The following is a 22,929-nucleotide window of genomic DNA, read 5'->3' as shown; positions in this document are numbered from 1 at the left end:
GAGCCCTCCTTCGAGTTATCGGCTGCTGCGGTCTTGGAGGACGCAGCCTTGCTGGCCTGCGCACGACGCGCGCGCGCCGCCGAAGCCGAAGCTCCCTGTTTCTTCTGCGGACGGCTTTCCACGATCACCGTGATGTGGCTGGTGCGCTTGCGGATCCGGAACGCACGCCCCTGGGCGCGCGGGCGGATGCGCTTGGCGGTCGGGCCCTCATCGGCGTGGATGGTGGCGACCACCAGCGTGGTCGGGTCCAGTCCCTCGTTGTTCTGCGCGTTGGCCGCGGCGCTGGCGATCACCTTGGCGACCGGCTCGCTGGCCGACTGCGGGGCCCAGCGCAGGATGTCGAGGGCCTCCTCGACGGTCTTGCCGCGTACCAGGTCGATGACACGGCGCGCCTTGGTGGCCGAGATACGCACGAAGCGTGCCTTGGCCTGCGCAGACGGATACACGGTGCCTTGCAATGCAGTAGTCATCTCTAGCGCCTCTTGGACTTCCGGTCGTCCTTGATGTGACCCTTGAAGGTCCGGGTGGGGGCGAACTCGCCCAGCTTGTGCCCGACCATCGCCTCGGTGACGAACACCGGGACATGCTTGCGACCGTCGTGGACGGCGAAGGTGTGCCCGATGAAGTCGGGGATGATGGTGGACCGACGGGACCAGGTCTTGATGACCTGCTTGGTGTTCTTCTCGTTCTGGACGTCGACCTTCTTGAGCAGATGGTCGTCGACGAACGGGCCCTTCTTCAGGCTGCGTGGCATCGCTTTACTCCCTAGCGCTTCTTGCCGGTGCGCCGGCGACGGACGATGAGCTTGTCGCTCGCCTTCTTCGGCTTGCGGGTACGGCCCTCGGGCTTGCCCCACGGGCTCACCGGGTGGCGGCCACCGGAGGTCTTACCCTCACCACCGCCGTGCGGGTGGTCGACCGGGTTCATCACGACACCACGGACGGTCGGGCGCTTGCCCTTCCAGCGCATGCGGCCGGCCTTGCCCCAGTTGATGTTGGCCTGCTCGGCGTTGCCGACCTCGCCGACGGTGGCGCGGCAGCGCACGTCGACGCGGCGGATCTCACCGCTGGGCATACGAAGTGCGGCGTAGGTGCCTTCCTTGCCGAGCAGCTGGATCGACGCACCGGCCGAGCGGGCCAGCTTGGCGCCGCCGCCGGGACGCAGCTCCACCGCGTGGATCAGCGTGCCCGCGGGGATGTTGCGCAGCGGCAGGTTGTTGCCGGGCTTGATGTCGGCGTTGGCGCCGGACTCCACGATCGCGCCCTGCTTGAGTCCCTGCGGCGCGATGATGTAGCGCTTCTCGCCGTCCAGGTAGTGCAGCAGCGCGATGTTCGCGGTGCGGTTGGGGTCGTACTCGATGTGCGCGACCTTGGCGTTGACGCCGTCCTTGTCGTGCCGACGGAAGTCGATCACCCGGTAGGCGCGCTTGTGGCCGCCGCCCTTGTGCCGGGTGGTGATCCGGCCGTGTGCGTTACGCCCGCCCCTGCCGTGCAGCGGACGAACCAGCGACTTCTCCGGGTGATCGCGAGTGATCTCGGCGAAGTCGGAGACGCTCGAGCCGCGGCGACCGGGGGTCGTCGGCTTGTACTTGCGAATTGCCATGATTCTGTGGGTCTCCCTGCCGGCTAGGCCGGCGCTCCGAACAGGTCGATGGGCTTGCTTCCGGCCGCCAGCGTCACGATCGCGCGCTTGGTGCCCTTGCGCTGGCCGTAGCCGATGCGGGTGCGCTTGCGCTTGCCCGGCCGGTTGGCGGTGTTCACCGAGTCGACCTTGACCTTGAAGATCTTCTCGATCGCGATCTTGATCTGGGTCTTGTTGGAGTCCGGGTGCACGATGAACGTGTAGACGTTGTCCTCGATCAGTCCGTAGGACTTCTCCGAGATCACCGGCGCCAAGATGATGTCGCGGGGATCGGTCACGGTAGCCATCAGGCCGACACCTCCTCGGTCTTGGTGTTCGCTGCGATGTACGCGTTGAGTGCCTCGACGCTGAAGATCACGTCATCGGCCTTGAGCACGTCGTAGGTGTTCAGCTGATCGGGCGAGATCACGTGCACACCAGGCAGATTCCGCACGCTCAGGACGCTGGTCTCGTCGGCGCGGCCGATCACCACGAGCACCTTGTGGTTTCCGGACGCGCGATCGGCTACAAGCGTGGCCAGGAACGACTTCGCGCTCTTGGTCGACGGGGTCTGACCCTCGACGATCTCGGTGACGGCGTGGATCCGGTCGTTGCGGGCCCGATCAGAAAGAGCCGAGCGCAAAGCCGCGCGGATCATCTTCTTCGGGGTCCGCTCGCTGTAGTCGCGCGGCTTGGGGCCGTGCACGACGCCGCCGCCGGTGAACTGCGGCGCCCGGATCGAGCCCTGGCGGGCGCGGCCGGTGCCCTTCTGGCGGTACGGCTTCTTGCCGCCGCCGGAGACCTCACCGCGGGTCTTGGTCGAATGCGTGCCCTGGCGCTTGGCGGCCAGCTGCGCGTTGACCACCTGGTGCATCAGCGCGATGTTAGGTTCCACGTCGAAAAGCTCGGCGGGCAACTCGATGTTGCCGTCCGTCTCCCCGGCGGGGGTCCTCACCTCAATGTTCAAAGTCATGCCTTCTCGCCTCGCTTGATTGCGCTGCGGACAACCACCAGACCGCCGTTGCGTCCGGGGATGGCGCCCTTGATCAACAGCACGCCGTTCTCGGCGTCAACCTTGTGCACCTTCAGGTTCTGGGTCGTCACGCGGTCGCTGCCCATCCGGCCCGACATGCGCGTGCCCTTGAACACCCGGCCCGGGGTGGCGCAGCCACCGATCGAGCCCGGCCGACGGTGCACGGCCTGGGCGCCGTGGCTGGCGCCCTGGCCACGGAAGCCGTGGCGCTTCATGGTGCCGGCGAAGCCCTTGCCCTTGCTGGTGCCGGTCACGTCGACGTAGGCGCCGTCGGCGAAGATGTCCGCCGTCAGCTCCTGGCCGACCTCGTAGGCGGCCGCTGCTTCTTCGCTGTCGAGCCGCAGCTCGGCGAGGTGGCGGCGCGGGTTCACACCAGCGGCCGCGAACTGGCCCGTCACCGGCTTGTTCACCTTGCGCGGGCTGATCTCGCCGTAGGCGAGCTGCACGGCGCTGTAACCGTCACGCTCCGGGGTCCGGATGCGGGTCACGACGTTGGGCCCGGCCTTGACGACCGTCACCGGCACGACCTTGTTGTTCTCGTCGAACACCTGCGTCATGCCCAGCTTGGTGCCCAGAATGCCGCGCCGCGGTGCGGCCGAATTGCTATTGCTAGCCATTTCTCGGGAATTCCTTTACTGGATGTTGACGTCGACGCTGGCCGGCAGATCGATGCGCATCAGCGCGTCGACCGTCTTCGGCGTGGGGTCGAGGATGTCGATCAGCCGCTTGTGGGTGCGCATCTCGAAATGCTCCCGCGAGTCCTTGTACTTGTGCGGGGACCGGATGACGCAATACACGTTCTTCTCGGTCGGCAGCGGCACCGGGCCGACCACGCTGGCTCCCGTCCGGGTGACCGTCTCGACGATCTTGCGCGCAGAGGCGTCGATCGCCTCATGGTCGTAGGCCTTGAGCCTGATGCGGATCTTTTGTCCCGCCACGCTTCTCCTACCTCACTACTAACAGCCCGAAATCGGGCCTGGCTGTGCCGCCGCTGTTTACCTGTCTGTGGTTCACCGGTCCACGCGGTCGGGTGTGTCGCCCGTTCGCACACTCTTACGCGGCTGAATTCGTCGCGATCAAGGTTGATGGACCGGATACGCCCCGCGAGGGGCGCTGGTCGCATGCCCGACCAGGCGAACCTGGCCCAAGGCAACCCGAACAGTATGCCTCAGAACCGGGCCTGCTCCAAATCCCTGGTGGTCGGCTTTCCCGGGCGACCGAGCGCTATTCCAGGCTTGCCCAGAACGGGCACTGATGCACCTCGCCGAAGTCACCCACCATACGGCTGCCGTCGGGCTGCAGCGACATGACCTGCTGCACGTCAGGACCGAGCGGCGGCCATCCCGGCAGCCCTGGGGCGCGGGGCGCTCCGGTCCTCACGAACGCCGCCCAGAAATCGATCATCTGATCACTGAGCCTGATCTGCGCCTCGTCGGGCGGTGAGGCGCCGCCGACATCGAACAGGTAGCGCAGTTCCAGCGAGTGGCTGGCCCCGACCGGGAACGGCAGCGTCCGCAGCGGCTCGGGCGCCGGCGCGTTGCGGTCGTTGAACTCGTAGAAGAAGACGTCGGCTGCCCGGCTCAGCTCCCGGGCCCAGCGCTCGTTGGGACACGCCAGGACGCCGTCGGTGACGGTCGCGGCGTAGGCCAGCGCGACGTCGGGGTAGGCGTCCAGCGGATAGCGTCCGGCGACGGCGTGCGCATCGGCACCGAAGGTGTCGGCGAGCAGACGCGGGTAGTCCTGCGGCAGGTAATCCCGGCCGTCGCGCAGGCGCTGCAGCGCGACGAACAGCGTCCACTCGTCGCGCGTCGTGCCCATCAGCACCGGCACCGGGGCCGCACGGCGTTCGCCGAACGCGTCGACCGGGTCTTCGGGTAACACGGCCGAACCGGTCACGGGCCCGCTCAACCGATCGTCGCCGATGCCGTAGTACCAGACCGGGGTGCGCAGCTTGTTACCCGCAAGCGCGCGCAGACACTCGGCGGCCGTCGCCGGATCCGCGCATCCCGCCCCGGCGGCGTACTCGATGCTGCGTTGCTCGGCGACCGGCAGCGGGAGCTGGGCCTGGCACGGTCCGCTCATGATGATCGCCGCGTCGAACAGGCCTTGCGAATCCGGTGCGACCAGGTGATCGCACACCGACATGCCGCCGGCGGACTCCCCCGCCACGGTGACCCGGCCCGGGTCACCGCCGAAGTTCGCGATGTTCTCGCGGACCCAGCGCAACGCGGCCTGCTGGTCGGCCAGTCCGTAGTTGCCGGCCCGCCCGGGCGCTGCGAGCGAGGGGTGGGCCAGGAAGCCCAGCGCTCCGAGCCGGTAGTTGACGGTGACCACGACGATGTCGCCGCGCGCGGCCAGCCGCCGCGCGTCGTAGATGCCGCCGCTGCCGGCGACGAACGAGCCGCCGTGGATCCACACCATCACCGGCCTCGGCTCATCGGTCCCGCCGGCCGGCGTCCACACGTTGAGGTTGAGGCAGTCCTCGTCGGTCTGCCTGCCGAGTTCCAGGTCGCCGGACAGGTCCTGCAGGCATCGCGGCCCGAGCGCGGTCGCGTCCCTGACGCCGTCCCACGCCACCGCAGGTCGCGGGTCCTGCCACCGCAACGGTCCGACAGGTGCTGCGGCGTAAGGGATTCCGGCGAACAGACGATGGTCCTCGGCGACGGTGCCGCGCACCGCACCCGCCGCGGTCGGCACCTGCGCGGGATCGCCGGACGGGGCCGTCACCGGGCCGGGGGCGCCCGCGTCGCCTCGGCCGCATGCGACCAGCAGCGCGAGCAGAGCCAGCACGGCGAGCCGTCGAGTGGGCACGAGTAACGAGCGTAGCCGCGATCTCCGGCGGGCTGCTCCGGCGATCCGGAATTCACTGCGCCGATTCCTCCGGCGTGGTGGCGCCGATCACATAGACTGTGCTTGACACCTGTCAAGCACAGTTTGTGAGGAGCCCCGTGAGCACACCGACGATGGACCGGGAGTCGCTGGAAGCGGCGAAGGTACTGGCGGACCCGACGGCCTACGCAGACGACGAGCGGCTGCACGCCGCACTGTCGCATCTGCGCGCCAACCACCCCGTCGCCTACGTCGAGCACGGCCCGTACCGGCCGTTCTGGGCGATCACCAAGCACGCGGACATCATGGCGATCGAGCGCGCCAACGACCTGTTCCTGTCGGAGCCGCGCCCGCTGCTGGTCACCGCCGAGGCCGACGACCTGGCCAAGGCCCAGCAGGAGATGGGGGTCGGCCTGCGCACGCTGATCCACATGGACGACCCACACCACCGCAAGGTGCGTACCATCGGCGCAGACTGGTTCCGCCCGAAAGCCATGCGGGACTTGAAGGTTCGCGTTGACGAGCTCGCCAAACGCTATGTCGACAAGATGCGCGACATCGGCCCGGAGTGCGATTTCGTCACCGAGATCGCGGTCAACTTCCCGCTGTATGTGATCCTGTCGCTGCTCGGTCTGCCCGAAGACGACTTCGGCCGGATGCACATGCTGACCCAGGAGATGTTCGGCGGCGACGACGACGAGTACAAGCGCGGCACCACCCCAGAGGAACAGATGGCCGTGCTGACCGACTTCTTCAACTACTTCGCGGCCCTGACGGCCTCGCGGCGGGAGAACCCGACCGAGGATCTGGCCTCGGCGATCGCCAACGGACTCGTCGACGGCGAACCGATGTCGGACATGGACACGCTGTCCTACTACGTCATCGTCGCCAGCGCCGGCCACGACACCACCAAGGACGCGATCTCGGGAGGCCTGCTCGCGCTGATCGAGAACCCGGGCGAATTGGCCCGTCTACAAGGCGATCTCAGCCTGATGCCGACCGCCGTCGAGGAGATGATCCGCTGGTCCACCCCGGTCAAGGAGTTCATGCGCACCGCCGCCGAGGACACCACGGTGCGCGGTGTGCCGATCGCCAAGGGCGAGTCGGTGTATCTGGCGTACGTGTCGGCGAATCGCGACGAAGAGGTTTTCACCGACCCGTTCCGGTTCGACGTGGGCCGAGATCCCAACAAACACTTGGCCTTCGGCTACGGCGTGCACTTCTGTCTCGGCGCGGCGCTGGCCAGGATGGAGATGAACAGCCTGTTCAGCGAGCTGCTGCCGCGGCTGGAGTCGATCGAGCTCGCCGGCCGGCCCGAGTTGTCGGCGACGACGTTCGTCGGCGGGCTCAAGCACCTGCCGGTCCGGTACTCGTTGCGCTGAGCGCGGCGGTCGCCAGGAAGCCGTCGACGGCGGCGATGGCGACGGTGCGGTAGTCGAAGTCGACCAAGGTGCTGATCCGGCCGAACGCCAAGGGACCGATCAGCAGCGCGAACGCCGTCGCGCGATCGACAGATCCCAGCGCCGCCGCCGCGTCCGGGCTGTCGAACACCGCGTCGAACGGCGCGGAGTACTGCTCGGCGATGCGTTCCCGCAGTGACCGCACCCCGTCTCCGCCGCCGGCGCTGGGCACCACGCTGATGTCGGGCCCCAGTGACAGCCACGCCATCGCGGTCAGCGTGGTCGGCGCCTCGGCGATCGAGTCGGCCCACCCCGCCACGATCGCGATCAGACGGTCCCGCAGGCTGCCCTCGGCCGGCGGCATCGGCGGCGGCGGGATCAGACCCGTGAACGCCGCCGCCACCAGATCGTTGCCGCTCGGGAAGTGGCGGTAGAGGGTAGCCCGCGCGACGTTGGCCTTGCGGGTGACGGCGTCGATGGTCACCGCGCTCGGTCCGCCGGCCCGCAGCAGTGCTGTCGCCGCCTCGAGCAGCCGGGCCTTCGATCGCGCCGGCCTCGGGTCACCACTTACCGCGGTCATGTTTCCTGCACCTCCACTGAGGGAACGAGACTACTGGTCTTGCTACGAGACTGATAGTCTCGATTCCACGCTTTTGAGACTGTCGGTCTCGAACCCTGCTGAAGAGAGACGACATGGTCGACACCCTTCCTCGCTCTGACCAGGATATGGATGCCGAGGTCGCCGCGCTGTCACGGCGGGCGCGAATCTGGCTGCTCATCGTCGCGAGCGTCGACGTCGTCATGGTCATCGCGTCGATGGTGGCGCTCAACGCCGCGCTTCCCGACATCGCGGTGCAGACCTCGGCGACCCAGACGCAGCTGACGTGGGTCGTCGACGGCTACACCCTCGCACTGGCATGTCTGCTGCTGCCCGCCGGCGCGATCGGTGACCGGTACGGCCGGCGCGGCGCATTACTGGTCGGACTCGCGATCTTCGCCCTCGCCTCGGCGGCGCCGGTGTTCTTCGACAGTCCGACTCAGATCATCGCCTCCCGGGCCGTCGCAGGTGTCGGTGCGGCGCTGATCATGCCGGCCACGCTCTCGCTGCTGACGGCGGCATTCCCGAAGTCTGAGCGCAACAAGGCCGTCGGCATCTGGGCCGGCGCCGCAGGGTCGGCGGCAATAGTCGGCTTCCTCGGCACAGGCGTTCTGCTGCACTACTTTTCGTGGCAGTCGATCTTCTACGCCTTCGCCGGCGGCGCACTGCTGATGTTTATGTTGACCTGCACCATCGGCTCGTCACGCGACCAGACCGCAGCCCCGATCGACTGGCTCGGCGGGGCGTTGGTCGGCATAGCGATCGCGGTGTTCGTGCTCGGCGTGGTCGAGGCACCCGTGCGCGGATGGACCGATCCCGTGGTCCTCGGGTGCATGGCCGGCGGCGTGGCACTGGCCGTGTTGTTCGCCGTCGTGCAGCTGCGCCGGACCCACCCGCTGCTCGACGTGCGACTGTTCCGACGACCGGATTTCGCGACCGGCGCGGTGGGGATCACATTCCTGTTCCTCGCAAACTTCGGGTTCTTCTTCGTCGAGATGCAGTTCATGCAGCTGGTCATGGGATACACAGCCCTGCAAACCGCATTCGCGTTGTCGCCGTTGGCTGTTCCGATTCTGATCTTCAGCGCCTGCCTGCACCTCTACCTTCCCAGGGTGGGGCTACGCTTCGCCGTCAGCGTCGGCCTGCTGCTGATCGCGGTCGGGTTGTTCATGATGCGGTACCTCGATGCGGACTCCACCTTCATCGACCTGATGTGGCCCATGCTGATCGCCGCATCGGGCATCGGATTGTGCACGGCGCCGACCACGTCGGCGATCATGAACGCGGTACCCGACGAGAAGCAGGGTGTCGCGTCGGCGGTCAACGACGCGACCCGCGAGGTCGGTGCGGCGCTCGGTATCGCCGTCGCAGGCTCGATTCTGGCTGCCGTCTACCACAGCTCCCTTGCGCCGAAGCTGACCGCGTTCCCGCAGCAGGTGCGGGACACCGCGACGGACTCGCTGGCCTACGCCCTGTCGATCTCCGATCAGCTCGGGCCGCAGGGTGACCATCTCGCCGGACTTGCCCAGAGCGCGTTCATGCACGCCGCGGACCAGGCACTTCTGGTGCTGGCTGGGGCCGTCCTTGCCGGATCTCTGTTCATAGCGGTGTGGGCGCCGGGACGCGACGGGCAACAGTGGGCGGCCCTGCGGCGGCGCCGGTCAGCGCCTGGCGAGGATGCTCCTTAATCTGCGCTGACGAACTCGGCGGCGCGGTGGCCCGCCATCACGATCGTCGCGTGCGGTCCCCGGCTGGGAATGTCCGGCAGGATCGATCCGTCGACCACCCACAAATTCGACACGCCGTACACCTGGCAGCGCTCGTCCACGACGGCGCCCATCTTGGCGGTGCCGCACAGGTGCTGCGACGTCGCCCAGGATGCGTCGGATCGGATTGTCGGGTCGGCGATTTCGTGTGCCAGCCGAGTGCCCTCGCGCAGCAGTTCGACATCGGCGGGTTCGCTGTCGTAGCGGTGCTCGATGACCGGAGCGGCCTCGGGATCGGCCGAGGTGATCCTCACCCGACCCCGGGAGCGTGGCCGCATCAGCGTGACACCCAGATGCGGCTGATCGGTCGGGTCGTGGCGGCGGCCGGTCATCATGGCGCCGAATCCCGCGGTGTAGGGCCGGATCTCGATGCCGTCCCCGGTCGTCAGCACCGCCTCCAGCGGCGGCACACCGTGGGTGGGCGGCCAGGTCACCGGCAGCACCCACTCTGGGTGGTCGATGGTGTCGACGCCGACGGGAAGGTCGATCTCGACGTCGACGCCTGCCGCCCTCAGGTCCCGCTGCGGGCCGACGCCGGACACCATCAGCAGCTGGGCCGAGGCGATGGCGCCGGCGCACAGCACGATCCGGTCCGCGGTCAGAGTCACCGCCCCATCGGGCCCTGAACAGTCCACCCCGACCACCCGCCCCGCCGAGAACCGCAGCCGTCGCACCCGGGTGTCGGTCAGCAGCTCGAGGTTGGCACGCTGCAGCGCCGGCTGCAGGAACGCTCCTCCGGGGCCGACCCGGGTGCCGCCGTTGATGTTCAGCGGCACCGCCCCGACTCCCGGCGGCACCGGCTCGCCGGGGGCCGATGCGTTCAGGTCCTCGATCCACGCGAATCCCGCCGAACGGCACGATTCCACGAATTTCGCTGTGCAACCATCGAATTCGGCGACCCTGCGCACGGCGATCGGCCCGGACGAACCGTGCAGCGGGCCGTCGAAATCCAGGTCGGTCTCGATCGCGACGAAGTGCGGGAGCACGTCGCGCCAGGACCAGCCGTCGAGTCCCCACCCGTCCACGTCATCCGGCAGGGCCCGGCAGAAGTACCCGCCGTTGACCGCGCCGGAGCCGCCGACCACCGCTCCGCGCATGATGTGCGCGTGCCGTTCGGGGTGGTCGGTGAGCACGGTCCGGTAGCGCCGGACCACCGAGCTGGCCACCCCGATCGGCAGCCGGAGGCCGTCGGTGATCTGGCTGCCCACCCTGGGGTCGAACGGTCCGGGGCCGGCCTCCACCACCGTGACCTGGCAGCTGTCGTCGGCGGAAAGACGTTCGGCAAGCACCGATCCGGCACTCCCGGCGCCGATGATCAGGAATCGCACTAGGTTCGGATCTGCGGTTTCAGGGCGCCGGCGTGACGCTCGCGGATGACACCGGTCCACAGGCCCAGCCCGTAGGCGACGTCGTCGAGCCGCTTGAGCAGCAGGTAGGTCACCGGCCCCACCCGCTTGGTGTCGTCGTCGGCGTGGCCGTGGCGGGAGGCCCAGTCGAACACGCCGTCGAGCACCGCGGCGACGACCACCACCCGGCGGCAGCGCCGCGACAGCACCGCGGCGACCAGTGCGATCGGCCAGTAGTGCCGGCAGATCGCCGACGCGAGCTGCAGCGCCGCCGACCACAGCCCCTGCGCGGCCACCACCGCCACCTCCATCGGCTCGGTCTGCACGCTCGCCAGCGACTTCGCGATCCGGCGGCCGGTGACCACGGCGACCACGATCGAGGCCAGGTAGCCGATCCCGGACCCGAGCGCGACGAGCATCCACACCACCAGCGTCCAGCCCGAGATCACCAGCGGTGCGGTCTTGCCGGGATGACGGATGGTCAGCGGAGCGGCCGAAGAACCATAGAAAGACTTGCGGGCGAACCACTTTCGTAGCTCAGTCCGGTGATCGTGGGCCACCATCGCGATCGGCTCGTAGCGCAGGCGGGCACCGGCCTCGTTGAGGCGCCAACACAGGTCGACGTCCTCTCCGGAAACCAGTGATTCGTCGAATCCTGCGACCTCCAGCAGCGCGCTGCGCCGGCAGATGATCGCGGCGCTGGGCACATAGGACACCGTGCCGAAGGGGACGACCGGGGCCTCGCGCAACCCCAGATCCAGCGACGAGCGCACCGCCTCGTAGCGGGCCACCACGCTGTCGGACTGGTTGAGCGCCACGATCCGCGGCGCCACCAGGGCCACGGCCGGGTCGCAGAAATGCCCGAGCAGCGCCTCCAGCCAGCCCTTGCGCGGGACCACGTCGGAGTCGAGGAATGCGACGAGATCGGTGGTGCACATCGCCAGCCCGGCATTGCGGGCCGCCGCTGGACCCTTGCTCCTGTCGTGGCGCAGCACCCGGACTTCGCAGCGCATGTCCGCGAAGTCGGATTCGGCCACGGGCACCGCCGAACCGTCGTCGACGATCACCACGCGCACCCCGCGCAGCGCCGCGACCAGCCTGATGAGCCCAGAAGCATTGTCACGCACCGGGATCACGACGGTGACGTCGCGGTGCGAAGGTCCGCTGAGCGGCCGCGGATGCGCGACGGTGGCGTCGAGCAGCGTGCGGGCGAGCTGGGCGCTGACCGCGTCGTGCACTTCCAGCCTGCCCCCGGTGAGCATGGTCTGGGCGGCCGGCGCGAGCCGCAGCAGGCGAGTCGGCGAACCACCGAGCAGGGCGGCGCCCTCACCGAGCACCCGCACCCGCCGGTCCACCTGGACGGCGAAACCGTCCGGAAGCCGAGGCCCCGTCATGTCAGCATCCCCTCGCGGTCAGGCGCCCATCGACGGACCCGAACCGCACACGCATCGACCATTTCGGCAAAGATCCTCCTCCCCTCCTCCGCGGTCGCCGTGGTGGGGTCCCCCAAGATCCCCAGCGAACTCACAGCGGCCACTCCCCTACGGAGCATCTCAGGCATCAGCTCCGACAGCGGCGCCCGATTACCGGGCACCAGTTCATCCTGCCTGACGGCTTCCGGTGAGATATGTAGCAATACGGATGTTTCGGTGTGCCCGGCATGCGCGTCGGCGTTCCTCGACGTGCAGGACGACCAGACCACGTCCCGTCCCTCGTACCGCAGCAGGCTCACCGCACGGCGCAGCGCCTCGACGTTCCCGCCGTGCCCGTTGACGAACACCACCCGCGGCGCCCAACGGCACGCGGAGCGGGCGAATTCGGTGAGCAGTTCCGCCAGTACCGGTGTGCCAATCGAGACGGTTCCGGCGAATCCTTCGTGCTCACCGCTGGCGCCGTAACCGACGGCCGGCGCGACGATCCACTGCGCCCGCTGCCCCCGGTTCTCGTCCCGCAGCCTGGTCACCAGCGCGTCGGCGACCGCTGTCGCGATCCGGGTGTCGGTGTCGAGCGGCAGATGGGGTCCGTGCTGCTCGGTCGAGCCGACCGGAACGATCAATGCGGGCGTCTGCTCGGTCAGTGTGTGGTGCAGCTGCCTCGACGTTGAGTTCCCGAGCTCACGGGGGAAGACCACGCGACGATGGTAGGCCGAATTCACCTGGCGTGCGCCGAATGTTGGTGCATGCGAAGCAACTTATTTCCCGAACTGCGCGAGGGGCCGGACGGGCAGCCCCGTCAGCCCCCTGCGCCCCGTCCGTATCAGGCGCCGAGCGTCCTGGTGAACCCGTCCGGAACCAGGATGTCCTCCCGGGTCAGCTCGTGGATCGAGGACTTGCCCAACCCCATCAGCGCCGAGTCGATGCCGCCGCGCAGAATGTCGAGCACGTTCTCCACACCCGCCTGCCCGTTGGCCGCCAGACCCCACAGGTAGGCGCGGCCGATCATGACCGCCCGGGCTCCCAGAGCAACGGCCTTGACGACGTCGCTGCCACGCCGGATCCCGCCGTCCAGCAAAACTTCGACCTGATCGCCGACGGCGTCGGCGATGGCCGGCAGGCAGCGGATCGCAGCCGGTGTGCCGTCGAGGTTGTTGCCGCCGTGGTTGGACACCGTGATCGCCGAAACCCCAGCGTCCACAGCGCGTTTGGCGTCGTCGACGCGGACGGTGCCCTTGAGCAGGAACGGGCCGCCCCACTGCTCGCGCAGCCAGGCCACATCCTCCCAGGTCGGCGGCGGCGTGCCCATCCACTGTCCGTAGGCCTCGAAGAACGTCGGACCGGGTTCGCCGCGGCGGCCCTGGTTGGGCACCCGCAGGTCCGGCGGCCGCAGATGCTTGGCGAAGCTGAGGAACCAGCGCGGCTTGGTGATGACCTCGGGCGACATCCGGATCATGGTCTTGAGATCCATCCGCTCCGGGATCGTCGGGCTGCCCCAGTCCCGGCCGTGCGCGAAACTCCAGTCGGTGGTCAGGATCAGGCCTTTGGCGCCCGCCGCCCTGGCCCGCTCCATGCGCGCCAGGATGTCGTCGCGGCTGCCCAGCCAGTAGATCTGGAAGAAGATCTTGTCGTTGACCGCGGTGACCTCCTCCATGGGCTTGCTCGCGAACGAGGACAGGCCCATCGCGGTGCCCCGCGCCGCGGCCGCGCGCGCCACCGCCACCTCGCCGTCTGGGTCGATGGCCTGGACGCCGGTCGGCGAGATGATGACCGGCAGCGAGATATCCTGTCCCATCACCGTTGTCGCCATCTCACGCTTCTCGGTCGCGCCGATGACGTGCGGCGCGAAGCCGAGCTCGGAGAAGGATTCGACGTTGTCGGAGACCGTCACGCCCTTCTCGCTGGCCGAGATCAGCGACGAGTACGCGGACTTCGGCAGCCGCTTCTTCGCGCGCTGCTGGGCGATGGCGACGGTTTCGAACCAGGTGTCACGTGCCATGGGGGTCTATACCGGGCTTTCGTTGCAGAATTTCTTGGGAGGAGCGCTCAGCAGGGTGAGCGGGATGGGGCCCTTCGGCGTGCGGCCGCCCGAGCGGGAATGGTCCACGCTGGACTTGGGCTTGTCGCGTTCGAGCGCCAGGGCGGGCTCGCCGTAGCCCTGCACGCACTCCGGGTCCGGCCCGTCCATCGGCAGGCCGGTGAAGAACTTCGCGGCCATGCAGCCACCGCGGCACGCGTCGTAGTGCCCGCATCCGCTGCAGGCGCCGGCCGACTGCGGCTCACGCAGCTCCCGGAACAGCTCGGAGTTCTGCCACACATCTTGGAAACCGTTGCTGGTCAGAATGTTTCCGGCGAGGAACTTGTCGTGGATGGCGAACGGGCAGGCGTAGACGTCACCGACCGGATCGATGAGGCACACGACGCGGCCGGCACCGCACAGGTTCAGGCCGGCCAGCGCGCCGGGCTCGCCGAGGCCGGACAGGTGGAAGAAAGAGTCGCCGGTGAGCACCCGCTCGCCGTGGGCGACCAGCCAGTCGTAGAGCTGGACCTGCTGAGCCGCGGTCGGGTGCAGTTCGTCCCAGACGTCGGCGCCGCGGCCCGACGGGCGCAGCCGCGTGATGCGCAGGGTGGCGCCGTAGGTGTCGGCGAGAGCCTTGAAGTCGTCGAGCTGGTCGATGTTGTGGCGGGTCACCACAACGGAGATCTTGGCGTCTTTGAAGCCGGCCTCTTTGAGGTTCTCCAGCGCGCGTACGGCCATCGCGAACGAGCCGGGACCGCGCACCGCGTCGTTGACCTCGGCGGTCGCGCCGTCGAGTGAGATCTGAACATCGACGTAGTCGCTGGCGGCCAGTTTCGCGGCTACCTCCGGGGTGATCCGGACGCCGTTGGTGGAGAACTTCACGCCCACATGGTGTTCGGTCGCGTAGTCGACGAGCTCCCAGAAGTCGCTGCGCACAGTGGGTTCACCGCCGCCGATGTTGACGTAGAACACCTGCATGCGCTCGAGCTCGTCGATGATGTCCTTGCACTGCTGGGTGGACAGCTCTCGCGGATCGCGTTTGCCCGACGAGGACAGGCAGTGCACACACGACAGGTTGCACGCGTAGGTGAGCTCCCACGTCAGGCAGATGGGCGCGTCCAAGCCGCGCTCGAACTGGTCAACCAGCCGGGGCACCGGGGCGGCGAGTGTCATGGGGTCTCTCCTGGGTCGGCGATGAGCATCTGCGACTGGACGAGCACACCCAGCGCATGGAAGTAGGGCGCCTGGGCGTCGTCGTCGATTCCGGCGGCGCGGCAGGCAGAACGAGCGTCGGGGTGATCAGAAAGCGAATTGATCACCTCGACGATCGTCCGGTTCTTCAGAAACGACAGCTTGCGGGTTCCGAAGTGGTAGAGCAGTGCGCCGAACGGCTCCGGCCGCACCGCCACCTGCGGATGCAACCGCCAGTGCCGGTCGGCATCAAAGGTCGGCGCAGTCATGCTCAGTAGACCCCGCACATCCCGTCGATCGAGACCTCTTCCACCAGGCTCTCGGTCACCAGCTCCTCGGCCTGAGCGTGCTGATTCTGATCCATTGATCTGGCCTTTCTACTGACTGGACCCCGGGTAGGGTCTCGACTTTGTGATGTAGGTCGCTAACAATATGGCATCGGGTGCCGGAACGGAAGAGGAAATCGCGATGACCGCCGCCAAGCCGCGCGTGGGCCGCCGCCGGTCCACGAGTTTCGAGCACATCAGCGACGTCGCGATCGACTTGTTCATGACCCGCGGCTTCGACGACGTCAGCGTCGATGACGTCGCGGCGGCCGCCGGGATCGCCCGGCGCACCCTGTTCCGCTATTACCCGTCCAAGAGCGCGCTGCCGTGGGGCGATTTCGACGCCCACCTCGAACGCATGCGGGAGCTGCTCGACGAACTCGACCCGAGCGTGCCGATCCGCGATGCACTACGCACCGCGCTGCTGGCCTTCAACGACTTCGACGACACCGACCGACACCGGCAGCGGATGCGACTGATTTTGGAAACCGAAGCGCTACAGGCATATTCGATGACGATGTATGCGGGTTGGCGCGCCGTGGTCGCGGCGTTCGTGGCAGGACGGCGGGGAGTGGACCCGGCCGAGCTGATGCCGCAGACGGTGGCGTGGACGATGCTGGCCGTGTCGCTGTCAGCCTACGAATACTGGCTGGCCGACGAATCGGTGTCACTGGCCGCCGCGTTGGGCGACGCGTTCGACATGCTCGCCTCGGGTCTTGCCGGTCTGGAAACTGGGGTGTCGGAGTTCGGCGCCTGACGGCGACGATAGGGATGTGAGCGCCCAACCGGATGGCGAGCACGCTCCGCGGGCACTGCTCGCGCTGTACGACGAGGCCCTACCCGCCGTATACGGGTACTTCGTCAGGCGCTGCGGTGACCGCGGGACGGCCGAGGACCTGACGTCGGAGACCTTTCTGGCGGCGATGGATGCTGCCAGGAAACCGTCCCCGCCGAACCTGACCGTGCCCTGGCTGATCGGAGTGGCCCGCCACAAGCTGGCGGACCACTACCGGCGGCGCCACGATCGGTTCTCGGTGCCGGTGGCCGAGCTGCCCGAACCCGCCGATCCCCACGACACATGGGATGGGCACGTGGACCGCATCGTCGCCGAGCAGGTACTGGCCCGGCTGCCCGAACAGCACCGCACCGTGCTCGCGCTGCGCTACATGGACGACTGCTCGGTGCCCGAGTGCGCCGAGCTGATCGGGCGCACGGTCCACGCCACAGAGGCGTTGCTGGTGCGGGCGCGGCGGGCGTTCCGGGCCGAGTACCCACAACTGGAAGGAGGACTGCCGTGACCGGACACGATCCGCTCGACGTACTTCGCGGCGGCGACCTCCCCGTGACGCCGGATCCCGAGTTCGCGCAGCGACTGCGCGCCAGGCTGGAGTCGGCGGCGAATCTCTTTGCACAGCAACCTGATCGAACCCAAGGAGTGACCATGAGCGGAACAGACACTGCACTCGCCGAGCTTTCGCGGCCCGCGCCGGTCTTGACGAGCGCCGCGGTCCCCTACCTGACCGTCGCCGACGCCCGCGCCGCGATCCGCTGGTACGGCGACGTCTTCGGCGCCGTGCTGGTCGGCGACCCGGTGGAGATGGACGACGGCCGGGTCGGCCATGCCGAGCTGGCTCTGTCCGGCGGCGTGCTGTACCTGGCCGACGAGTATCCCGAGATCGGACTGAAAGCGCCCTCGTCTGAGTCTGTCTCGGTGAGTCTGATGCTTCCCGTCAGCGACACCGACGAGACGCTGGACCGCGCCAGGATCAGCGGCGCGCGCATTCAGCGTGAACCCTACGAGGCCCACGGGGGACGCAACGCCGCCCTCTTCGACCCGTTCGGACACCGCTGGATGCTTACGGGGCCGGCGACAGGCGCCGCGCTGCCGATCCAGCACGGCGACGTCGGTTATGTGTCGGTGTGGACGCCGGATGCGCGCCGGGCAGCGGCCTTCTACGGCCATGTGCTGGGGTGGGTCGTCGATTCCGCGACGCAGACCGTCACCAACGTCGGGCAGCGGATCGGGCTCGCGTCCGCCCCAGAGCAGCACACGCTGTTCTGCTGCTATGCCGTGACCGATCTCCACGGTGCCCGCGACAGCATCGTGGCCGCCGGTGGGACCGTCGGCGAGGTTGAGGGATTCCCGTTCGGTGATCTGTTGCGCGCGAGGGACTCCCAGGGAGTCGAGTTCGGCGTGTATGTGCCGGCACGGACAGAACCGAGGCCGTTGCTGAACGGCGGAGGCCACGGCGACCTGTCCTACATCACGTATTTCGTGCCGGATTCGACTGTCTTCAAGGCGTTCTACGGCAGGCTGCTGTTCTGGACGTACGAGCCGGGCCGAATCGACGACGGCTGGGCCGTCGTGGGCGCCCATCCGATGTCGGGCGCTGCGGGCGGCACTACACCCGCGGTGATCGTGCCGATGTGGACCGTCGACGACATCGACGCAGCGGTGTCCCGCGTGCGGGAAGCCGGCGGCACCGTGATCGAGGAGCCCTCGGAGCAGTCATACGGCAAGTCCGCGCTGTGCGCCGACGACCAGGGCACGCGCTTCTATCTCGGGGAGCTCTAGAACGGTGGTGGATCGTCGCCGTAATCGGGTGGAGGCTGCGCCTTTCGGGGTTGCTGCTCGATGACTCGTCGGGCGGCGTTGTGTTCACGCTCAGCCTTGATGCGGGCAGCCCTGTCCGCGGCGCGGGTGCGTTGCCGTTTGGGCATCTGGACATCGCGGCCCGACCCGGGTGCAGGTGGGGACATCGGCGGCAGTTCCGCGGTCGTCGTGTTCCACGCCGGGAAGAACAGCCGACTCCCGGGCGTGGTGGTGTAGGTGTGCCCGGCCGGCGTGGTCCAGATGACGGTGCCATCGGGTAGTTGTCTGTCGCGCCAGCCGTTGGGACCACCCCAGAAGGTTTTCATCAAGTGGTGCGTTCGACACTTGCAGTGCATGTTCGACGCGTGAGTCGGCCCGTACGGGTAAGGCACGACATGGTCGATGTCGCAACGCTCGGCGGGAACACCGCAGCCCGGGAAGCGGCAGAACAAATCGCGGGCGCGGATGAACGCGGCCAGCTTCGCCGAGGGCTGATAGCGCGGTTCGGGATCAGGGCCAGGCAGCCACAACGGCTTGATCAACGCTCCCGAGCGGATGGCCTCAGCCAACGCCACGATCGGCAGCACCTGCGCCTGCGGAAGCAACGCCACCCCGGAATCCCTGGCACACGAATCAAGACCGGCCTCAACAGGGTCGGCCTCGGGCCGGGCCTCGGGTTCGGACTCGGGCCGGGTCTCGGGTTCGGACTCGGGCCGGGCCTCGACAGGTTCGGACTCGGCAGGTTCGGACTCGGGCCGGGGACGTTCGGATTCGACCCTGATGTTGTGCTGTTCGCGGTCCTCGGCGGCGATCAACTGCTTTGCGGCATCGATCGCCGCCTCGTCGGCGATCACGTGAATCACCACAGGCGATTTCGCCGGACCGCTCGCGGTGCAGGCCGAAGATCCGCACCGGCACCGCAGGTGGTCTTCGCCCCGACCGATCGCGCCCATGGCATCGGAGCGCCGCTCACCCATCGAACGCGGATCCGCCTCACACAAACCGTTGACCAGCCGGGCAATCCGCGCCTTGTACGCCGCGGCGTCCGCAGCCAACAACAACCCCCACAGCGACGTGACCGCCTCAGGGTCCTCATGTGCCCCGATCTGCACATCCCGCTTCTTGAGGACTTCCTTGGCGCTGCGCACCGCGTCGGGGTCGTGGCGCTCGATCACGGCGTTGATCTTGTTGACCAGTTTCTCCTCCGACAGCGGTCCCCACGTCTCGGCCTTACCCGCCAGCGCCGCGTCAACGACGGCGATGATGTCGTCGGTGACCAGATGGGTGCGCCAGGTGATCTCCGAAATCAACCGGGCGCTCAGGCGCCCCTGCAGGTACAGGGCCCCAACCTTGGGCAGCCGGTAACGCAGCGCCGTCGCAACACACATCTGAGCCGAGGCGCGCTGCTGGCTGATCGACAAAGCGGCCCCGACCTGGCACGCGGCGTTCTTCCACGGATCAAAAGCCCACAGGCCTCGTTCGTCATCCTCATCGACCGTCAGATTCACCAACTCGGCGATCGCGGCCAACTTGCGCGCCCCGGCCTGGGCTTCTTCACGCGCAGCCTGTTCGATCGCAGCGACCAGGGCCGGCTCATCCAACCCCGCATACACTCTATCGAACACATGTTCGATTCTATCTGGCCCCGCCGACAGGTCAGCGCACTGATTTCCTCCGGCGCCGCCCCCTTTGACCGGCCGGTTCCACCTTACAGTCGACGTCCGAGACATCGACTGAGACATCGACGCCCGCTCAGCGGCGACCCAGCAGGCGGCCTGTCGTGCGAACAGCTAGGAGTCTGCTGAATTAGTGGGTTGATGGGGCGGGGCGTCTCAAGCGCTCGTCGGCGCGTGTGTGAAGTCACAGGCAGGCCGACAGATTCGGGATTGCCCCGCCGTTTGGGGCGTGGCAATCCGATGTTCGCGCCGCAAGGCCGCCGGGATGTCTGGGCTTAGGCGATGGCCCAGGTGGTGCCGGTGTGGGTCAGGCCCATGCTGATCAGGCGGCGCAGGTTCAATGCGGCGGCGCGGTGGTGCAGCCAGTGGTTGTTCTTGCTGACGCCGCGGTAGCGGACTTTGCGGTTGCCGCGGGTCAACCAGGCGATCGAGCGTTCCACCATGGGGCGGTGTTGGCGGTACTCGGCCTGCCATTCGGGTGTGCGCGCGATGGCCCGGGCGGCACGTAGGTGCGGTTCGTGTTCGCTGATGGTGAGCTTTCGCCCACGCACTGCGGTGGTGCACAGGTGCCTCAAAGCGCATGACCGGCAATGCTTTTCGAATGCGGCTCCACCGCTAGGCCCGATGGGGATGGTGTGCTCGGCCGGACACGTCACGGTACGGGCCGCGAAATCGATGGTGAAGTCATCGCTGGTGAACCCACCCGGGACCGGGGTTCTCAGCGGGAGCGGTTTGATCACGGCGACATGCTTGAGCTCGGCCAGCGTCGCCCGTGCCTGACCGGTGCCGTAGGCCGAATCGCCGAGCACCCGCACCGCCGTCGTCTCGTGTGCCAGCAGCGCCAGTCCGATGACGGCTTCGTGATTGTCTTGTCCGCTTGCCTTGGTCAGCGCGCAGTCGGTGATGATCCCGGTATCAGGTTCGACCGCGATGTGGGCCTTGTATCCGTCCTGGCGGCGATGCACCGTCTTATGGGCATGGCGGGCTTCGGGATCCACGGTAGAGATCACCCGATCACCGGCCACCTTCTGCGCGATGCGCCACTGCCCGTCGGTGCCATCAGAACCCTCGACCGGTTCGACGTCCTGGCCGGCGACCAGCGCCAACAACGACACCGCCTCAGCGGCGCGCGGGCCCAGTTCCTGGTCGGGCAGATGCCCCAGCAGCCGGTGCGCATCGCCGACCAAGGCGTCGACAAGCTGGTCGCGGGCGGTTCTGTCGTTCCAGGCGATCGCCGGTTTACCCGGATCGCTGTAATCGTGGGCGGTGCAGTAAGTGGTGATCACCTCGCCGGCCCCTGGGACTTCGCGCCCGACCCGGCGGATCGCAGCGATCAGCTGGGTTACGGTGTCCTGGGTGGACACCGCATCATCGAGCACGGTGGAGTCCAACGCTCGCCGCGTCTTTTTGGCCAACACACCGGTCTGCGCCACGACGGCCTTGACCGCCTCAAAGATCCGGTCCGGCGCCTGCGAGGCCGCCAGCCGGCGCCGCCAATAGGTCAGCGTGGTCGAGTGAAACGCCGGCGCGGTCACCGCCAACCCGCACGCGGCTTTCCAGCGCAGATCGAAGGTGACCGCGTCCACGGTCTCGCTATCAGAGAGCCCGTGCAGGGCCTGCAAGGTGATCACCGAGGCCATCACCTCGGCCGGCACGCTCGGACGCCCCCGCCGCGACGGGAAAAGATCAGCGAACATCGCCTCGGGAAACAACTCGTGGCGGTGTTCGGCCAGGAATACAAACATGCTGTCGGACTTCAGCAGATGCCCGGCAACCGACTCCGCATCCAACAGCTCACGCTGATCCTCAGAATGCCCCTGCATCCATTAATCATCTCGAGAACCCAGCCACAAACCCCGCCACCACGCCGGATTAATTCAGCAGACTCCTAGCCGAGCAGTTCCGAAATCGGCGCGCCCGCAGCGATCTTGGCCCGCACCTTCATCACCTTGCCAGGGAACCCGCCTCCGACCACGCCGACCACAATGCCATCGCGCTCGTAGTAGGCCAGGAACTTGCGTCCGTCGTCCTCGACGATGTGCACGGTGTCGGTGGCCTCGGGCTCACCGAGGGCCTGGATCTTCACGTCGTACTGGTCGCTCCAGAAGTACGGCACCGAGACCGCGGCAGGCGGTTCCTGACCGAGCATGGTCGGCACCAGAACGCGCGCCTGGTCGGCGACGTTGCTCCAATGCTCAACGCGCACTTGACCGCCGACGGTGTCACGCCACGAAGCGACGTCACCGATGGCCCACACGTGTGGCGCGCTCGCCCGGCCGGCCTCGTCGCAGACCACACCGTTGTCTACCTCGATCCCGCTACCAGCGAGCCAGTCCGTCGCCGGATGCGAACCGATCCCGACGATGACGATGTCGGCATCGAGCTCCGAGCCGTCGCTCAGCGTGACCTTGCGGACGCGGTCGTCCCCGCTCACGCCCGAGACGCCGACACCGCAACGGACATCGACCCCCTCGGCCCGGTGCAGTCTCGTGACCAGCTCGCCGATCGGCTGCCCCAGCACCGACGCCAGCGGCGCGGGCTGCGGCTCCACGAGCACCACGTCGACGCCCATCTTGCGCAGGCTGGCAGCAACCTCGCAGCCGATGAATCCGGCGCCCACGACGACCGCGTGCCGCGCCGTACCGGCCTCCTGCCGGAGGGCGAGACTCTCGTCGAAGTTACGCAGTACGTGGATGCCCGGCAGGTCCGGAAAGGACGGAATGCGCTTCGGCACAAGCCCGGTCGCGATGACGAGCTCGTCGTAACCGAGCTGCGTTCCGTCGCCGAGGGTTACGGTCTGCGCGGCGGTGTCGACCGACTTCGCGCCGTTGCCGAGCAGCACGGTGATGTCGTTCTCGGCATAGAACTCCGCCGGCTTCAACGTCACGTCGTCGGTCTCGGCGCGCAGCACCTCTTTGGACAGCGGCGGCCGGTCATACGGCAGATGGTCCTCGTCGCTGACGATCGTGACGGCTCCCGCATACTCCGACCGACGCAGCTGCTCAGCCGTGCGCGCAGCGGCCAGCCCGCCGCCCACGATGACGACACCGCCTGCTGCCCCGGAAACCTCAGAAGTGCTCACGTGGGCTTTGTACACG

The 22,929-nt window shown here is 67.9% G+C and carries 23 protein-coding genes and 1 pseudogene; 5 read left to right on the top strand and 19 right to left on the bottom strand.

The features are described 5' to 3' along the window. Positions 1–25 precede the first annotated feature (25 nt). From rplV to KXD97_RS13300, 8 genes and pseudogenes are all read right to left on the bottom strand, one after another. Positions 26–470 (bottom strand): annotated as a pseudogene (rplV, locus tag KXD97_RS13335) (50S ribosomal protein L22); the annotation flags it as partial. Between the two features lie 2 nt (positions 471–472). Continuing rightward, positions 473–754 carry a 30S ribosomal protein S19 gene (rpsS, locus tag KXD97_RS13330; protein WP_003892827.1) on the bottom strand — a complete coding sequence of 94 codons (282 nt, stop codon included), beginning with the start codon at positions 752–754 and terminating at the stop codon, positions 473–475. Between the two features lie 11 nt (positions 755–765). Further along, on the bottom strand, positions 766–1,602 hold the full coding sequence (gene rplB, locus KXD97_RS13325; protein WP_260757296.1) for a 50S ribosomal protein L2: 837 nt from the start codon (positions 1,600–1,602) through the stop codon (positions 766–768). A gap of 23 nt (positions 1,603–1,625) precedes the next feature. Then, positions 1,626–1,928: a 50S ribosomal protein L23 gene (gene rplW, locus KXD97_RS13320; RefSeq protein ID WP_260757295.1), complete on the bottom strand. Its 303-nt coding sequence runs from the start codon at positions 1,926–1,928 to the stop codon at positions 1,626–1,628. Further along, complete coding sequence (gene rplD, locus KXD97_RS13315; protein ID WP_260757294.1) at positions 1,928–2,593, bottom strand: 50S ribosomal protein L4; 666 nt, start codon at positions 2,591–2,593, stop codon at positions 1,928–1,930. The genes rplW and rplD overlap by 1 nt, the downstream gene beginning before the upstream one ends. Next, entirely contained in the window at positions 2,590–3,270 is a 681-nt protein-coding gene (rplC, locus tag KXD97_RS13310; RefSeq protein WP_260757293.1) for a 50S ribosomal protein L3, read from the bottom strand. The genes rplD and rplC overlap by 4 nt, the downstream gene beginning before the upstream one ends. 15 nt (positions 3,271–3,285) lie before the next feature. After that, positions 3,286–3,591: a 30S ribosomal protein S10 gene (gene rpsJ / locus KXD97_RS13305; RefSeq protein WP_003883485.1), complete on the bottom strand. Its 306-nt coding sequence runs from the start codon at positions 3,589–3,591 to the stop codon at positions 3,286–3,288. A 286-nt stretch (positions 3,592–3,877) separates the two neighbouring features. Continuing rightward, a complete protein-coding gene (locus KXD97_RS13300; RefSeq protein ID WP_260757261.1) occupies positions 3,878–5,464 on the bottom strand; it encodes a carboxylesterase/lipase family protein in 1,587 nt (528 codons plus the stop codon). Between the two features lie 137 nt (positions 5,465–5,601). Between KXD97_RS13300 and KXD97_RS13295 the strand changes: the two genes are divergently transcribed. Continuing rightward, positions 5,602–6,864, top strand: a complete 1,263-nt coding sequence (locus KXD97_RS13295) for a cytochrome P450 (RefSeq protein ID WP_260757260.1) — start codon at positions 5,602–5,604, stop codon at positions 6,862–6,864. On the opposite strand, the gene KXD97_RS13290 is transcribed toward KXD97_RS13295, so the two are convergent. Further along, positions 6,830–7,462, bottom strand: coding sequence for a TetR/AcrR family transcriptional regulator (locus tag KXD97_RS13290; RefSeq protein WP_260757259.1), 633 nt, complete (start codon positions 7,460–7,462; stop codon positions 6,830–6,832). The genes KXD97_RS13295 and KXD97_RS13290 overlap by 35 nt on opposite strands. Positions 7,463–7,575: 113 nt before the next feature. Here KXD97_RS13290 and KXD97_RS13285 point away from each other — a divergent pair, with 113 nt between their 5' ends. After that, entirely contained in the window at positions 7,576–9,168 is a 1,593-nt protein-coding gene (locus tag KXD97_RS13285) for an MFS transporter (protein WP_260757258.1), read from the top strand. Here the strand turns inward: KXD97_RS13285 and mftG are convergent. From mftG to mftA, 7 genes are all read right to left on the bottom strand, one after another. Continuing rightward, positions 9,165–10,574, bottom strand: coding sequence for a mycofactocin system GMC family oxidoreductase MftG (mftG, locus tag KXD97_RS13280; RefSeq protein ID WP_260757257.1), 1,410 nt, complete (start codon positions 10,572–10,574; stop codon positions 9,165–9,167). The two genes, KXD97_RS13285 and mftG, sit on opposite strands and share 4 nt — an antisense overlap. Then, complete coding sequence (gene mftF / locus KXD97_RS13275; RefSeq protein ID WP_260757255.1) at positions 10,574–11,986, bottom strand: mycofactocin biosynthesis glycosyltransferase MftF; 1,413 nt, start codon at positions 11,984–11,986, stop codon at positions 10,574–10,576. The genes mftG and mftF overlap by 1 nt, the downstream gene beginning before the upstream one ends. Further along, the gene (gene mftE / locus KXD97_RS13270; protein ID WP_260757254.1) at positions 11,983–12,747 is read right to left on the bottom strand and encodes a mycofactocin biosynthesis peptidyl-dipeptidase MftE; all 765 of its coding nucleotides are present in this window, start codon (positions 12,745–12,747) and stop codon (positions 11,983–11,985) included. The genes mftF and mftE overlap by 4 nt, the downstream gene beginning before the upstream one ends. 101 nt (positions 12,748–12,848) lie before the next feature. Continuing rightward, positions 12,849–14,024 (bottom strand): pre-mycofactocin synthase MftD, encoded by a 1,176-nt coding sequence (gene mftD / locus KXD97_RS13265; protein ID WP_260757253.1) that lies wholly within the window; start codon positions 14,022–14,024, stop codon positions 12,849–12,851. A 6-nt stretch (positions 14,025–14,030) separates the two neighbouring features. Next, complete coding sequence (gene mftC / locus KXD97_RS13260; RefSeq protein ID WP_260757252.1) at positions 14,031–15,218, bottom strand: mycofactocin radical SAM maturase; 1,188 nt, start codon at positions 15,216–15,218, stop codon at positions 14,031–14,033. Continuing rightward, positions 15,215–15,505, bottom strand: coding sequence for a mycofactocin biosynthesis chaperone MftB (gene mftB / locus KXD97_RS13255; protein WP_260757251.1), 291 nt, complete (start codon positions 15,503–15,505; stop codon positions 15,215–15,217). Before mftB ends, mftC begins: the two co-directional genes overlap by 4 nt. 2 nt (positions 15,506–15,507) lie before the next feature. After that, the gene (mftA, locus tag KXD97_RS13250) at positions 15,508–15,600 is read right to left on the bottom strand and encodes a mycofactocin precursor MftA (RefSeq protein WP_222880338.1); all 93 of its coding nucleotides are present in this window, start codon (positions 15,598–15,600) and stop codon (positions 15,508–15,510) included. A 104-nt stretch (positions 15,601–15,704) separates the two neighbouring features. Here mftA and mftR point away from each other — a divergent pair, with 104 nt between their 5' ends. The 3 genes from mftR to KXD97_RS13235 all read left to right on the top strand — a co-directional run bounded on the left by mftR (position 15,705) and on the right by KXD97_RS13235 (position 18,137). Next, positions 15,705–16,319 (top strand): mycofactocin system transcriptional regulator, encoded by a 615-nt coding sequence (gene mftR, locus KXD97_RS13245; protein WP_260757250.1) that lies wholly within the window; start codon positions 15,705–15,707, stop codon positions 16,317–16,319. 16 nt (positions 16,320–16,335) lie between these two features. Then, positions 16,336–16,860, top strand: coding sequence for an RNA polymerase sigma factor (locus tag KXD97_RS13240; RefSeq protein ID WP_260757249.1), 525 nt, complete (start codon positions 16,336–16,338; stop codon positions 16,858–16,860). A gap of 143 nt (positions 16,861–17,003) precedes the next feature. Next, positions 17,004–18,137, top strand: a complete 1,134-nt coding sequence (locus KXD97_RS13235) for a VOC family protein (protein ID WP_260757248.1) — start codon at positions 17,004–17,006, stop codon at positions 18,135–18,137. Here KXD97_RS13235 and KXD97_RS13230 read toward each other — a convergent pair. The 3 genes from KXD97_RS13230 to KXD97_RS13220 all read right to left on the bottom strand — a co-directional run bounded on the left by KXD97_RS13230 (position 18,134) and on the right by KXD97_RS13220 (position 22,928). Further along, a complete protein-coding gene (locus tag KXD97_RS13230) occupies positions 18,134–19,780 on the bottom strand; it encodes a DUF222 domain-containing protein (RefSeq protein WP_260757247.1) in 1,647 nt (548 codons plus the stop codon). The genes KXD97_RS13235 and KXD97_RS13230 overlap by 4 nt on opposite strands. Positions 19,781–20,106: 326 nt before the next feature. Then, positions 20,107–21,654, bottom strand: a complete 1,548-nt coding sequence (locus KXD97_RS13225) for an IS1182 family transposase (RefSeq protein WP_260753369.1) — start codon at positions 21,652–21,654, stop codon at positions 20,107–20,109. 65 nt (positions 21,655–21,719) lie between these two features. Further along, entirely contained in the window at positions 21,720–22,928 is a 1,209-nt protein-coding gene (locus tag KXD97_RS13220) for an NAD(P)/FAD-dependent oxidoreductase (protein WP_260757246.1), read from the bottom strand. Between the last annotated feature and the right edge of the window lies 1 nt (position 22,929).

Source organism: Mycobacterium sp. SMC-8 (genome assembly GCF_025263565.1).
Taxonomy (GTDB): domain Bacteria; phylum Actinomycetota; class Actinomycetes; order Mycobacteriales; family Mycobacteriaceae; genus Mycobacterium.
The sequence above is the reverse complement of the archived record's forward strand: the minus strand, read 5'-3'. Positions and strand labels throughout refer to the sequence as shown.

Coding starts and splice junctions, on each gene's coding strand:
- KXD97_RS13225 (WP_260753369.1), bottom strand. CDS start 21,654: ATGCAGGGGCATTCTGAGGATCAGCGTGAGCTGTTGGATGCGGAGTCG.
- KXD97_RS13285 (WP_260757258.1), top strand. CDS start 7,576: ATGGTCGACACCCTTCCTCGCTCTGACCAGGATATGGATGCCGAGGTC.
- KXD97_RS13290 (WP_260757259.1), bottom strand. CDS start 7,462: ATGACCGCGGTAAGTGGTGACCCGAGGCCGGCGCGATCGAAGGCCCGG.
- mftC (WP_260757252.1), bottom strand. CDS start 15,218: ATGACACTCGCCGCCCCGGTGCCCCGGCTGGTTGACCAGTTCGAGCGC.
- mftB (WP_260757251.1), bottom strand. CDS start 15,505: ATGACTGCGCCGACCTTTGATGCCGACCGGCACTGGCGGTTGCATCCG.
- KXD97_RS13235 (WP_260757248.1), top strand. CDS start 17,004: ATGAGCGGAACAGACACTGCACTCGCCGAGCTTTCGCGGCCCGCGCCG.
- rpsS (WP_003892827.1), bottom strand. CDS start 754: ATGCCACGCAGCCTGAAGAAGGGCCCGTTCGTCGACGACCATCTGCTC.
- mftA (WP_222880338.1), bottom strand. CDS start 15,600: ATGGATCAGAATCAGCACGCTCAGGCCGAGGAGCTGGTGACCGAGAGC.
- rplC (WP_260757293.1), bottom strand. CDS start 3,270: ATGGCTAGCAATAGCAATTCGGCCGCACCGCGGCGCGGCATTCTGGGC.
- rplB (WP_260757296.1), bottom strand. CDS start 1,602: ATGGCAATTCGCAAGTACAAGCCGACGACCCCCGGTCGCCGCGGCTCG.
- mftF (WP_260757255.1), bottom strand. CDS start 11,986: ATGACGGGGCCTCGGCTTCCGGACGGTTTCGCCGTCCAGGTGGACCGG.
- mftR (WP_260757250.1), top strand. CDS start 15,705: ATGACCGCCGCCAAGCCGCGCGTGGGCCGCCGCCGGTCCACGAGTTTC.
- rplW (WP_260757295.1), bottom strand. CDS start 1,928: ATGGCTACCGTGACCGATCCCCGCGACATCATCTTGGCGCCGGTGATC.
- rplD (WP_260757294.1), bottom strand. CDS start 2,593: ATGACTTTGAACATTGAGGTGAGGACCCCCGCCGGGGAGACGGACGGC.
- mftD (WP_260757253.1), bottom strand. CDS start 14,024: ATGGCACGTGACACCTGGTTCGAAACCGTCGCCATCGCCCAGCAGCGC.